At 64.2% G+C, this 12443-nt stretch carries 15 protein-coding genes; 11 read left to right on the top strand and 4 right to left on the bottom strand.

Annotated elements, in window-relative coordinates; genetic code table 11:
- Positions 1-119: 119 nt before the first annotated feature.
- Entirely contained in the window at positions 120-782 is a 663-nt protein-coding gene (locus tag OKW44_RS12175; protein ID WP_018424149.1) for a DUF1345 domain-containing protein, read from the bottom strand.
- Between the two features lie 307 nt (positions 783-1089).
- Between OKW44_RS12175 and OKW44_RS12170 the strand changes: the two genes are divergently transcribed.
- The 4 genes from OKW44_RS12170 (at position 1090) to OKW44_RS12155 (ending at position 5804) form a co-directional block, all read left to right on the top strand.
- The gene (locus OKW44_RS12170) at positions 1090-1716 is read left to right on the top strand and encodes a sugar dehydrogenase complex small subunit (protein WP_018424151.1); all 627 of its coding nucleotides are present in this window, start codon (positions 1090-1092) and stop codon (positions 1714-1716) included.
- Between the two features lie 109 nt (positions 1717-1825).
- Entirely contained in the window at positions 1826-3427 is a 1602-nt protein-coding gene (locus OKW44_RS12165) for a GMC family oxidoreductase (RefSeq protein WP_018424152.1), read from the top strand.
- A gap of 20 nt (positions 3428-3447) precedes the next feature.
- Positions 3448-4878, top strand: coding sequence for a cytochrome c (locus OKW44_RS12160; protein WP_018424153.1), 1431 nt, complete (start codon positions 3448-3450; stop codon positions 4876-4878).
- Between the two features lie 188 nt (positions 4879-5066).
- Positions 5067-5804, top strand: coding sequence for a metallophosphoesterase (locus OKW44_RS12155; protein ID WP_026226467.1), 738 nt, complete (start codon positions 5067-5069; stop codon positions 5802-5804).
- 37 nt (positions 5805-5841) lie between these two features.
- Here the strand turns inward: OKW44_RS12155 and OKW44_RS12150 are convergent, their stop codons facing one another.
- Together OKW44_RS12150 and OKW44_RS12145 are read right to left on the bottom strand one after the other, a co-directional pair.
- On the bottom strand, positions 5842-6543 hold the full coding sequence (locus tag OKW44_RS12150) for an RES family NAD+ phosphorylase (RefSeq protein ID WP_018424155.1): 702 nt from the start codon (positions 6541-6543) through the stop codon (positions 5842-5844).
- Positions 6540-6902: an MbcA/ParS/Xre antitoxin family protein gene (locus tag OKW44_RS12145; RefSeq protein ID WP_018424156.1), complete on the bottom strand. Its 363-nt coding sequence runs from the start codon at positions 6900-6902 to the stop codon at positions 6540-6542. The genes OKW44_RS12150 and OKW44_RS12145 overlap by 4 nt, the downstream gene beginning before the upstream one ends.
- Positions 6903-7089: 187 nt before the next feature.
- Between OKW44_RS12145 and OKW44_RS12140 the strand changes: the two genes are divergently transcribed.
- Positions 7090-7764 carry a hypothetical protein gene (locus OKW44_RS12140; RefSeq protein WP_026226469.1) on the top strand — a complete coding sequence of 225 codons (675 nt, stop codon included), beginning with the start codon at positions 7090-7092 and terminating at the stop codon, positions 7762-7764.
- Between the two features lie 54 nt (positions 7765-7818).
- Here the strand turns inward: OKW44_RS12140 and OKW44_RS12135 are convergent, their stop codons facing one another.
- A complete protein-coding gene (locus tag OKW44_RS12135; RefSeq protein ID WP_018424158.1) occupies positions 7819-8670 on the bottom strand; it encodes a LysR family transcriptional regulator in 852 nt (283 codons plus the stop codon).
- A 98-nt stretch (positions 8671-8768) separates the two neighbouring features.
- Here OKW44_RS12135 and OKW44_RS12130 point away from each other — a divergent pair, with 98 nt between their 5' ends.
- From OKW44_RS12130 to arsH, 6 genes are all read left to right on the top strand, one after another.
- The gene (locus OKW44_RS12130; RefSeq protein WP_018424159.1) at positions 8769-9161 is read left to right on the top strand and encodes a tautomerase family protein; all 393 of its coding nucleotides are present in this window, start codon (positions 8769-8771) and stop codon (positions 9159-9161) included.
- A 91-nt stretch (positions 9162-9252) separates the two neighbouring features.
- Positions 9253-9585: an ArsR/SmtB family transcription factor gene (locus tag OKW44_RS12125; protein WP_018424160.1), complete on the top strand. Its 333-nt coding sequence runs from the start codon at positions 9253-9255 to the stop codon at positions 9583-9585.
- The gene (locus OKW44_RS12120) at positions 9582-10049 is read left to right on the top strand and encodes an ArsI/CadI family heavy metal resistance metalloenzyme (protein ID WP_018424161.1); all 468 of its coding nucleotides are present in this window, start codon (positions 9582-9584) and stop codon (positions 10047-10049) included. The genes OKW44_RS12125 and OKW44_RS12120 overlap by 4 nt, the downstream gene beginning before the upstream one ends.
- Positions 10046-10567, top strand: a complete 522-nt coding sequence (locus OKW44_RS12115) for an arsenate reductase ArsC (RefSeq protein ID WP_018424162.1) — start codon at positions 10046-10048, stop codon at positions 10565-10567. Before OKW44_RS12120 ends, OKW44_RS12115 begins: the two co-directional genes overlap by 4 nt.
- A complete protein-coding gene (gene arsB, locus OKW44_RS12110; RefSeq protein WP_018424163.1) occupies positions 10554-11651 on the top strand; it encodes an ACR3 family arsenite efflux transporter in 1098 nt (365 codons plus the stop codon). Before OKW44_RS12115 ends, arsB begins: the two co-directional genes overlap by 14 nt.
- Positions 11648-12409, top strand: a complete 762-nt coding sequence (gene arsH / locus OKW44_RS12105) for an arsenical resistance protein ArsH (RefSeq protein WP_026226470.1) — start codon at positions 11648-11650, stop codon at positions 12407-12409. Before arsB ends, arsH begins: the two co-directional genes overlap by 4 nt.
- Positions 12410-12443 lie beyond the last annotated feature (34 nt).

The raw sequence follows: 12443 nt of genomic DNA, 5'->3' as shown, positions 1-12443 counted from the left end.
CGTTGCACGGAATGCGGTTCAAGCGGACGCGTGAAGCCGCGGCGCCGCTCACGTGGCAGCCATGTGGCACGCGCGTGGCATTCGCGTGAAATTCATCCGAACGCCGCGCAACGGCCGTGTTACGAACCCAGCAGCCCCGCAGCGATGTTCACGCACAGGCCGAGCACTGCGACGTTGAAGTAGAACGACAGGACCGATTGGGCGAGCGTCGCGCGGCGAATTTCGCGTGAGCGCAACACGACATCGGAAGTCTGCGACGCGACCGCGATCGTGAACGAGTAGTACAGGAAGTCCCAGTAGTTCGGCAGCAAATGGTGATCGGGAAACTTCAACGCTGTCTCTTGCGCGTCCGCGTCGTAGTAGAGGCGCGCGTAGTGCAGCGTGAAGATCGTCGGAATCAGAAACCATGCGCCGATCAGCGTCAGACCGGTCAGCAGGTAGTGCCAGACGGTCGTTGCGCCGCCCGCGCCCTTGGCCGACGCGAGTTCGAGCACGATCGCGGCGACGCTCGCGATCGTCGCGACGCAGATGACGACCAGCACGACGCCCGCGTTTTCGTCGTCGCGCATCGCGTATTCGCGCACGCGGTGCTCGTCGGCAAGAGCCATATGCACCCAGATCATCAGCAGGTAGCTCCAGATGGCCGCGTCCCAGCCGATCAGTGTGCGGGCGATCGGACTCGTATGACCGGGCACGAGGAACGCGACGACGATCCCGATCACGAGGCCGATCACCGTGCGGGGCCGATTGCGAAGAAGCTGCGGATAGTAGTTGATGGACATGGACTCGATGAACGACGAAGTGTAGGGCAGTCGGTGTCGCGGATTCTACGCGTGCAACGCGGACCGATTGTCGAATAGTGGGTCACAGGCTATAGTCTTTCGCAGCGGCCTTGCGCGCCGCTTTCAGTCGAAAGCCGATTGGTAGAAAACACCACACATGCGGCGCGCGTGAATCACGCGCACGGATACGAGACCGCTGAAGCGGCGTAAGACCAGGTTTGGGGAAGTGCAAACGAAGCGGCACGCGAACGGCATCATGCCCCTCGCCGGGCTGCTCGTCGAGAACGACTCATCATCTGGAGCCCCCATGACAGATGTTCCTGAGGATAACGATGCGCATCCCCACGTGACGCATCGGCAAGGAGCGAAGTCTTATCGCAATGCCACACGGTTCACCAGCTTGCCACCGTCGTTTTCCGCTTCGCGCAGGGCCTGGGTGCTCGGCTCGTGCGCGACGGCCGCGGCGCTCGCGTTCGCCGGCGCGAGCCGTTCGCCGTCGTGGATCGTGCCCGCCTTCGCCGATACGCGGCCAGCCGGGGGCGGACTCGATGCCTTCCTCGCGCTTTCGCAACACCTCACCGGTCGTAGCAGTTTCGATACCGTGCTTGGCCAACGTGCCTACGATGCGCTGTCGCGTGCCGATAACCTGTTCGCGCAGAACGTCGCGGCGCTGAACACGTGGCTGCAAGGCCACGGCGGCGTGCCGTCCGATACGGTCAAGCAGGCGCTGCAGACCGACCAGCCCGCGCTCGCGAAAACGGTCGGCGCGATCATGCGCGCGTGGTATCTGGGTCTCGTCGGCGACATGCCGCACGTCCAGGTGATCGCGTATGAAAAGGCGCTGATGTTCGAGCCCGTCCAAGACGTGCTCACGATTCCCTCCTATTGCCGCGACGTGCCGTTCTACTGGACGCAGAAGCCGACGCCCGCGTGAGTCGCGCGAGCCCGCGAGCGGGCCGCGCCAGCGGCGCAACCAGCACGCCGGAGCTGCAAACGTCGCACGAACAGAGCCCGCAACAGGCAGGGCATCGAAGAGAGAAACGATGGCAAACACACAATCCGCCGATATCGTCGTGGTCGGCTCCGGCGTCGCCGGCAGTCTGGTTGCGCATCAGATGGCGCTGGCGGGCGCGTCGGTGATCCTGCTCGAAGCGGGGCCGCGCATTCCGCGCTGGCAGATCGTCGAGAACTTTCGCAACTCGCCGGCCAAGTCAGACTTCGCGACGCCGTATCCGTCGACGCTTTACGCGCCGCATCCCGAGTATGCGCCCGCGAACAACTACCTAATCCAGAAGGGCGATTATCCGTACAACTCACAATACGTGCGGCTCGTCGGCGGTACGACCTGGCACTGGGCGGCCGCCGCGTGGCGGCTGCTGCCGTCGGACTTCCAGTTGCGCAAGCTATATGGTGTCGGGCGCGACTGGCCGTATCCGTACGAAACGCTCGAGCCGTGGTACGTAGCCGCCGAAGTGCAGCTCGGCGTGTCCGGTCCGGATAGTTCGTTCGATCTCGGTTCGCCGCGCTCGAAGCCCTATCCGATGCAGCAGTTGCCGCTGTCGTACATGGATCAGCGTTTCAGCGACGTGCTCAACGCGCAGGGCTTCAAGGTCGTGCCCGAACCGGTCGCGCGCAACAGCCGTCCGTACGATGCGCGGCCCACCTGCTGCGGCAACAACAACTGCATGCCGATCTGCCCGATCGCGGCGATGTACAACGGTGTGATCCACGCGGAGAAGGCCGAGCAGGCCGGCGCGAAACTGATTCCCGAAGCGGTCGTGTATCGCATCGAAGCGGACGACAAAGGGCTCATCACCGCGGTCCACTACAAGGACCCGAACGGCAATAGCACACGCGTCACCGGCAAGCTGTTCGTGCTCGCGGCGAACGGCATCGAAACGCCGAAACTGATGTTGATGTCAACCTCCGACAAATTTCCGCACGGCGTCGGCAACAGCTCCGATCAGGTGGGCCGCAACCTGATGGACCATCCCGGCACCGGCGTCACGTTTCTCGCCAACGAACCGCTGTGGCCCGGCCGCGGGCCGATGGAGATGACCTCGATCGTCAACTTCCGCGACGGCGCGTTCCGCTCCGAATACGCGTCGAAGAAGCTGCATTTGTCGAACGGCGTGCCGACGATGGGCGTCACCGCCGACCTGCTGGAAAAAGGCCTGACCGGCGCCGAACTCGACCGGCAGATTCGCGACCGCGCGGCGCGCACGCTGAACATCAACAGCTTTCACGAACATCTGCCGGAGCCGCAGAACCGCATCGTGCCGTCGGCAGATCACAAGGACGCGCTCGGGATTCCTCAGCCCGAGATCTACTACTCGATCAACGACTACGTGAAGAAGAGCGCCGCCAATACGCACGAACTGTATGCGCAGATCGCGACGCTATTCGGCGGCACCGAGGTCTCGTTCGACGACAGCTTCGCGCCCAACAATCACATCATGGGTACGACGATCATGGGCAGCGATGCGGCGAGTTCGGTCGTCGACGCGGACTGCCGCACGCACGATCATTCGAACCTGTTCATCGCGAGCAGCGGCGTGATGCCCACCGCCGCGTCGGTGAACTGCACGCTGACGATCGCTGCACTGTCGCTGAAACTGGGCGACAAGCTGAAGCGCGAAATCTGAGCGCCGACCGGAGAGCCACAATGACGAAGAACACCTGTCGCGCGCAGCCGGACCCTGTGCTGATGCACGTCAACCAGCGCCGCCGCTTCGGCGGCGCGGCGCTCGCGGCCGCGTTTTCGCTGTTTGCGCTGTCGATAGCGTGGCACGAGTCGCACGGCCCGGACGCAAACTCGACCGACGAAATGCCGATTACCCATGCGCGCGCCGACGACGCGGCGCAGGCTTCGGTCGGCGGCCCGGCCATGCTCGCCGGCAAGGCCGCGAATGGCGAACTCGTGAAGCGCGGCCAATACCTGACCCGTGCCGCCGATTGCGCGGCCTGCCATACGGCGGACAAGTCGCGCCCCTTCGCGGGCGGCCTGCCGATCAGCACACCGTTCGGCACGATCGTGACGCCGAACATCACGCCCGATCCCGACACCGGCATCGGCCAATGGAGCGACGCCGATTTCATGCGCGCGATGCACGAAGGCATCGGCAAAGGCGGCGAGCGGCTCTATCCGGCGTTCCCGTACACCGCCTACACACGCGTGACCGAACAGGACGTGCTGGCGATTCGCGCGTATCTGAACACGCTCGCGCCGATTCACTACACGCCGCCCTCGAACAGCCTCAAGTTCCCGTTCAATCAGCGCTGGCTAATGGTGTTCTGGAACATGTTCAACTTCACCGAGGGGCGCTTCGTGCCGGACCCGAAACAGAGCCCCGAATGGAACCGGGGCGCGTATCTGGTCGAAGGGCTCGCGCATTGCGAGGAATGCCATACACCGCGCAATTTCATGCAGGGGCTGAAGTCGAGCGCGCGTTTCTCCGGTGCGGTGCAGGCCGGCTGGCATGCGTTCAATATCACGCCGGACAAGCTGAGCGGCGTGGGCGACTGGCGCGACGACGAACTCACGTCGTATCTGTCGACCGGCGCGGCGCCGAGCCGCGCAAACGCGGCCGGCCCGATGGGCGAAGTGGTCGCGAACAGCACGCAGTATCTGACGCCGGTGGATTTGCGCTCGATCGTCGTGTTCTTGCGCTCGGTGCCGGCCGTGAGCGGCGGCGACGCGCGTCCACGTCATCAATGGGGCAAGCCGGCCAGCGACGTCACCGCCATGCGCGGCACCGCGATCACCGGCGTGAACGGCGCGCAACTGTTCGTCGCCAATTGCGCGACCTGTCATAGCTGGACCGGGGAGGGCGTGGGCGCGAGCGCGCCGGGCGCGTATCCGTCGCTGATCCACAATTCGACGGTCGGCGCGAACGACGCGAACAATCTCGCGTTGGTCATTCTGCACGGCGTGAATCGCACGACCGCGCACGCGGACGTGCTGATGCCCGCGTTCGGCGGCCATCTCGACGACGAGCAGATCGCGGCGATCGCCAACTACGTGACGAAACAGTTCGGCAATCCGCAGGCGACGATCGCGGCCGACCAGGTGGCGAAGCTGCGCACGCTGCAATAGCGCGCGGGAGGACTCGGGCGCGCGCCAGGAGTGACCCGCGCAAACGTGCGTTTCCGGTAACGCATACCGCAAATGTGCCGTTTCAGCGTCATTTCTGCGTCGTTCGATGTCTTTCTTGCTCGATGAAGCGTGCGGATACGATAGGCACCCCGCATACGCGCGCGCGTCGGCCGCATTATCATGGTGGGATGAATTCCTCCCCCGCCAACTTCGTTCAGCATCACGACGCCAACGAGGCCGGCCGCGATTTCGTGGTCGGCGATCTGCACGGCTGCGTCGACGCTTTGCGCTACCTGCTGCGTCAGATCGCGTTCGATCCGACGTGCGACCGGCTGTTTTCGGTCGGCGATCTGGTCGATCGGGGCGAGCACTCGGAGCAGGCGCTCGCGCTGCTCGAGAAGCCGTGGTTCCATGCGGTGCTCGGCAATCACGAGGACGCGCTGTGCGCGGTCGCCGACGGCCGCTTGCGGCGGCAGTGGTGGTACGGCATCGGCGGCGCGTGGGCGGTCGACGTGCCCGACGAGCGTCTGCGCTATTACGCCGAGCATCTGCGCACGCTGCCGCTCGTGCGCGTGATCGGCAGCGGCAAGGCGCGCTTCAACGTTCTGCACGCCGAATTTTTCGGCTCCGACGCCGAGCTCGACGCAGGCAATTATTCGGCCGAAACGCGCCAGCAATTGCTGTGGGGTCGCGAACTCGCGCTGGGCAACGGCGATCCGCTGCGGCAGCGCGGGCTGTCGCTGACTTATTGCGGCCATACGCCGGTGCGCGACATCACGCAGATCGGCTCGCAAGTGTTCATCGATACGGGCGCGTTCGGGCCGGACGGCACGTTGACGATCGTGCAGCCGCAGGCGTTGCGTCGTTGGTCGATCTCGGTCGAGGCCGCGCGCGCGGAAGGGGCGGCGGAACTGGCCTTGCCTTGAACGGCTGAAGTCCCCGCGCTGCTTCGCCGCTCTTCTGTCACCCGACCTGATTCAACTCGAACACCATATCGACGCTCCTGCCGTTCCAGTTGTATTCGAGGTATGCCGCGTGATGGCAGTCGCGCAGCAGCATCGTGCGGAACGCCGCGAGACATTCGCCAGCGCTGTCGCGCACCGACGGATACACGATGCCCGGCGCGCCCGCCGCGCGTACCGCGCGCCCGAGCGCCTGTCCGGGAAGATAGTCGTCGGGCGACAGCACGGCGGGATCGAACTCGGGGTCGCGACGCAAGTCGACCACGTTGCCTTGTGCGACTACCGTATAGAGACGCATCTGTTGACGCATCGGCGGCTCGGCGGTCGCCTGGAGAAACTGACCCGTGTGATAGCGTGTTTCCGCGATCGCAGTCGCGCGTGAACGCGCGCAATAGAACACGCCGTAGGTGCCGTCGGAAAAGCGGCTGCCGAGCGGATTCAGATGCGTGAGCGCGGCCATGATCGGCCCGTAGCCGGGCCCGAAACGGCGCTCCTCGCGCGGCACCAGATCGAGTTCGCCGATTTCGGTGCGCAGACGGTCGTTGGTCATCGCTTCGAGCGCATACAGCGCGTCGAAATCCTCCGGCGATGCGACCCGATCGAACAGGTTGATGGCCGGAAAGCGCGTCGGAATCACTCGATACGCGGGCGACCAATCGAGCGCTGCGCTGGTCCAGCGGTCCTGCCATTGCGGTGGTGTCACGCCCAGCCGCCTCGCATTGCGTCGAGATACTGGCGCACGGCCACGAGATCGCTGATGTTGCCTGCCAGCATACGGTCCAGCGCGCGTTTCCCGCCGAACGGCGGCGCGCTGTTGGGGCGTTTGACCCAGGTGTCGGCGGCGCTCGGCTGCGGCAGCAGAATCTGCAGCGCCTTGTAGATACCGAGCAGCAGCGACAGTCGCTCCAGCGTGTCGTGGCTGAGGCGCGCGGTCTCGGGCGTCGCCCTCCACTTGAAGAACGTCGAGCGGCCCGGCTTGCCGAGCAGCACGATCTGCTCGTCGGCGCTCAGGTCCCAGTCGCGCGCGATGTTGAAGAACGCACGCAGACCGGCCGCGGACATCTGCGTCAGCGTGGGTTCCGAAAGCGATCGTCGCGGCGATGCCTCGGGCGAGGAAATTCGGGCAGCGTGAGTCATTGCGGGTAAGTCCCTATGTGTACTTTTTAATGATATTAGTCCAAAAGTGGATTTTTGCAAGAGAATATAATCCCGGCTCGTTTTGGCAGTCGTCGGTCAGGAGAAGCAGCAGATGCGGGTTCGAGTAGTAGCAGCGGCGCTGGCCGTATGGCGTGTGTCGGAGGTGGCGTTGGCTGCCGGTTATGTGGAAGTGTGGAATCCGCCGGAGGTGAGCGGGCATCTCGCGAGCGGACACGTTACCCGGCAGGCGCACGCGCGGAAGAAACCCGAGGCGGTGAAAGTGAAGGCGGGCGCCAAGGGCGGAATCAAGACCAAAACTGGTGCGCATGCGCGGCAGACGGCGGGCGCCCGGCACGCGGCAACCCATGTCGCGTCGGCCGGCGTGGCCCACGGCGGCAAACTCGCGGCGCATGGGAACGGCGCGAAACATCTCGTGGGGGGCGGGAACGTGAAGGACGGCGTGAAAGTCGCCGCGTCGGGCCAGAACCGCTCGCACGCCATCGTTGACGCGCGGGCCGCGAAGCATGCGCAGCCACGGGTGCAACTGGCGCGCGCGAAGCCGGCTCAGGGCAAGGTGGTGCACGCCGATTTCGCGGCGGCTCACACTGCGCGTCCGCACGTGGACAAGGTCGCGGCGAAGCCCGCGATTTCCCGTGCGAATCCGATCAAACCGCCCGTGCGGACTTCGCCGGACGCGTCCGCAAACGTTAGCGACATCGCGCCGATGGGCTCCGTGCCCGATCCGGCGACCGCCAGCAGCGGTTCGCTGCCGCCAATCATCCACTAAGGCTGCTTCGAGCGGCGCGGTGTGGCGCGGCGCGGTGTGGCATCTGTCGTGGCGTCACGCCGTGGCGAGGCCGTTTGCAAGCAGCCGCAGCGTTTCCGCCGAGCGGGCCTCGCGCACGCGCGAATGCAGCGTCACACGCGACTCCGGCAGCGCCGGCAGGCTGAGCCGCGCGCCGACGTCGATCAGACCGCGCGGCGCAACCCGACGCGCGAGCGGCGATACGGCGAGCCCAGCGGCCACAGCCGCGCCCACTGCCGCGACGCCACCACCCACAAACACCTCCTGCCAGGCGATCCCCGCCGCCGTCAGCGTGCGCAACGCGACGTCACGCACGTTGCACGGCGGGCTCAATAGCGCGAGCGCCAGCGGCTCACCGGCTCGCGGCAGCCATGTCGGCGTCGCGAGCCAACCGAGCGGTTCGCTGAACAGCGTCTGCGCGTCATCGCGCGGCGGTTCGTCGGCGCCGTAGCGGATGATCGCCGCATCGAGCCGGCGTTCGTCGAACTGCGCGAGCAACGCCGCCGACGTGCCCATATGCAACTCGACCATGAGGCCCGGATCGTGCGCGTTGAGCCGGCCGAGCAGGTGCGGCAGATCGGAGCCCGCGACGTGCTCGCTGAGCCCGAGCACGAGCCGCCGCCGCTCCACCGACAGCGCGCCGAGCGCGCGCTCGTGCGCGTTCAGCAACTCGCGCGCGGCGTTGAGAAACGCGTGGCCGTCGGCGGACAGACGCACGACGCGCGGCGTGCGCTCCAGCAACTGCTTGCCCAGGTGCGCCTCCAGTCGCTTCAGCTTCAGGCTGACGGCCGATTGCGTGGTGTCGAGCGCGTCCGCGGCGCGCGTGAAGCTGCGCAGATCGGCGACCAGCACGAAGGCCCGCACCGCATCGAGATCGAGGACTTTCATTTCAGATGAAAATGGATGAAATAGGCATGGATATCTGTTTATTATGATGGAGCGCGCCTAAGCTGTGTTCAACCCAACACCGCAACAAGGAGCCCATCATGCCGCTCACCCGAATCTCACTGCGCGCCGGCAAGCCGGCCGAATACCGCCAGGCGCTGACCGCCGGCATCCAGCGCTCGCTGGTGGATACGTTCAACGTGCCGAAGGACGACATGTTCATGCTGATCACCGAGCACACGCCCGACAACATGATCTATGACCGGCAGTACCAGAATATCGAGCGAGGCGACGATCTCGTCGTGATCCAATTGACCGTCAGCAACACGCGCCCGGTCGAGCAGAAGAAAGCGCTGTATCGACGCATCGTCGATGAACTCGGGAAGTCGCCGGGCGTGCGGCCCGAGGATGTGTTCATCAACCTCGTCGAGGTCGAGAAGGAGAACTGGTCGTTCGGGAATGGGATTGCGCAGTACGCAAGCCGTCCCGACTAGCGAAATGCGTCATCAAAGAGCGAACCACCGACCAGATTGCGACATTTCAACAAATATTGAAATATGACGGTGAAGTGGATATAGTGTCCTTATGGACACGATCAATGCCGTACGCGCGCTGGGCGCGCTCGCTCACGAATCCCGACTCGCGATCTTTCGCCAGCTCGTCGTTGCCGGCCCCGAAGGCATGGCGGCTGGCGAAATAGCGCAGCAGTTAGGCATTTCGCCTTCCGGCCTTTCGTTCCATCTGAAAGACCTGACACACGCCGGACTGGTGAGTCCGCGACAGGAAGGGCGCTTCGTCATCTACACCGCAAACTTCGACGCGATGACGTCGCTGATCGGCTTCCTCACAGAGAACTGCTGCTCCGGTGCATCGTGCGCCGCGAGCGACCTTTCCAACTGCTGCCGAGACGAAACATGAAACGCATGCACATTCACGTGGCTGTCGACAATCTTGCCGACAGCATCCGCTTCTACAGCGCGTTGTTTGGCAACGTCGAGCCGACGGTCATCAAGAGCGATTACTGCAAGTGGGAGCTGAGGGACCCCGTCGTGAACTTCGCGATCTCGCAACGCGGCGCGAAACCTGGCGTCGATCACATTGGCATCCAGGTGGAAACCGATGAGGAACTGGCAGAGATGAACGCGCGCTTCGCCGCCGCTGAAGTTCCCGTGCAGCACCAGAGCGGCACGACATGCTGTTACGCGAAGTCGGACAAGGCGTGGACCGTCGATCCGCAAGGCGTGGCCTGGGAAACCTTCCTGACGCTCGAATCGGCTCTCATCTATGGGCAATCTCATACCCAGGCATTGGCAGCAAACGAATCCGCGGCAGCCTGCTGCGCTCCTTCCCCGACAGGCATTTCATTTCGGAGCCGCACATGAGCGGCAAACCGTATTCCGTACTGATTCTCTGCACCGGCAACAGTGCACGCAGCATCATGGCCGAGGCGCTGTTCAACGTGCTCGGCAAAGGACAGTTTCGCGCGTACAGCGCGGGCAGCCATCCATCCGGCGCAGTCAATCCGTTCGCGATCGAGAAATGCGCGGCACTGGGCTACGACACCGCGAAGATGCGCAGTAAGAGCTGGGACGAGTTCGCAACGCCCGCCGCGCCGCAGATGGACTTCGTCATTACCGTATGCGATCAGGCTGCGGGCGAGGTCTGCCCGATCTGGCCCGGCAAGCCGATCAGCGCACACTGGGGCTTTGAAGATCCCGCGGCCTGCCAGGGAACCGACGACGAGAAGCGCGAAGTTTTCGACAAGGTCTATCGACAGATCATGAATCGCGTGAGCCAGTTCGTGAACCTGCCGCTGCACGCGCTCGACCACGACGCAATCCAGCGCGAAATGCGTGCCATTGGCGAGCGTCCGGCAGAGGAAACCAATGAGTCGCGCTGAGGCTCGCGCAGCCGCGCGCCCGGCTATCGGCTTCTTCGAGCGCTATCTGACGGTGTGGGTCGCGCTGTGCATCGTGGCAGGCGTGATACTCGGCCAGTTGTTGCCGGGCGCATTTCAGGCGCTCGGGCGCATGGAAGTCGCGCACGTCAACCTGCCCGTCGGCGTGCTGATCTGGGTGATGATCATCCCGATGCTCATCAAGATCGACTTCTCGGCGATGAAGCAGGTCGGCAGCCAATGGCGCGGCATCGGCGTGACGCTCGCGGTCAACTGGCTCGTCAAACCGTTCTCGATGGCCGTGTTGGGCTGGGTGTTCATTCGTCACGTGTTCAGGCCGTGGCTGCCCGTCGAGCAACTCGACAGCTACGTCGCAGGTCTCATCCTGCTCGCCGCCGCGCCGTGCACGGCAATGGTCTTCGTGTGGTCGCAGCTGTGCAAGGGCGACCCGTATTTCACTCTGTCGCAGGTCGCGCTGAACGACTCGATCATGGTCGTGGCGTTCGCGCCACTCGTCGCGTTGCTGCTCGGGCTGTCCGCGATCACAGTGCCTTGGGACACACTGATCGCTTCGGTTGGCCTTTACATAGTGATCCCGGTCATCCTCGCGCAACTGCTGCGCCAACGCTTTCTTCGAAACGGCGAAAAGCATTTCCGTAGCGTCGTTGCCCGTCTCGGTCCCTGGTCCATCTGCGCCTTGCTCGTGACGCTGGTCCTGCTGTTTGCGTTTCAGGGTCAGCAGATCGTTGAGCAGCCGCTGGTGATCGCGATGCTCGCCGTGCCAATCCTCATCCAGGTGTTTCTGAACTCGGGACTGGCCTACCTGCTCAACCGCCAGTTGGGCGTCGCGCATTGCGTCGCTGGCCCGTCGAGTCTGATTGGCGCAAGCAACTTCTTCGAACTCGCCGTGGCCACGGCAATCAGCCTGTTCGGTTTTCATTCGGGTGCCGCACTGGCGACGGTGGTTGGGGTTCTGATCGAGGTCCCCGTGATGCTGCTCGTCGTGGGGGTCGTGAACCGTTCGCAAGCATGGTACGAATCAGGGCAGCGGAAAGTCGCGCCCAACTTGGGGAGAAACGGATCGTGATGAGTGATCTGCCGAACGTCAGCCCTATTCACCTCGATATACCGGACGTGGACAAGCTGGCACCCGTGACCACTTCAACGCATCCGCCACGCATCCTGCTGCTTTACGGGTCGCTGCGAGCAACGTCGTATAGCCGGCTGCTGACGCTCGAAGCCGAGCGCATCCTCCGGCATTTCGGAGCGCAAACGCAGGTATTCGACCCGCACGGCCTGCCGCTCGCCGATAGCGTCCCGGCAGATCATCCGAAGGTCGTCGAACTGCGCAAGCTGTCCGAGTGGTCGGAGGGCCAGGTTTGGTGCAGCCCGGAGCGCCACGGCAATCTCACGGCCGTATTCAAGAATCAGATCGACTGGCTGCCGCTCGAAAGCGCGGGAATACGGCCGACCCAAGGGCGCACGCTGGCTGTGATGCAGGTGTGCGGAGGCTCGCAATCGTTCAATGCGGTAAACGCGCTGCGCGTGCTTGGCCGCTGGATGCGGATGGTGACCATCCCCAATCAGTCGTCGGTCGCGAAGGCATACCAGGAATTCGATTCCGATGGCCGTATGAAGCCCTCGTCCTACTATGATCGCGTGGTCGACGTGATGGAAGAACTGATCAAGTTCACGCTGCTCGTGCGGGACCGTTCCGACTATCTGACCGATCGATACAGCGAGCGCAAGGAGGCCGCGCCCCTGCAAGCGAGCGTACTTGCAGGCTCGGCGATGCGACACGAAATCGACTCCAATGCCGACACCGACGACAGCGAAACCGAATGAACCCGACCATCTGCATGCCCGGCTAGAGACGTGG

The organism is Paraburkholderia lebeckiae (genome assembly GCF_050436325.1).
Taxonomy (GTDB): Bacteria; Pseudomonadota; Gammaproteobacteria; order Burkholderiales; family Burkholderiaceae; genus Paraburkholderia; species Paraburkholderia tuberum.
Note: the sequence above shows the minus strand (reverse complement) of the source record. Positions and strands in the feature narration are given on the sequence as shown.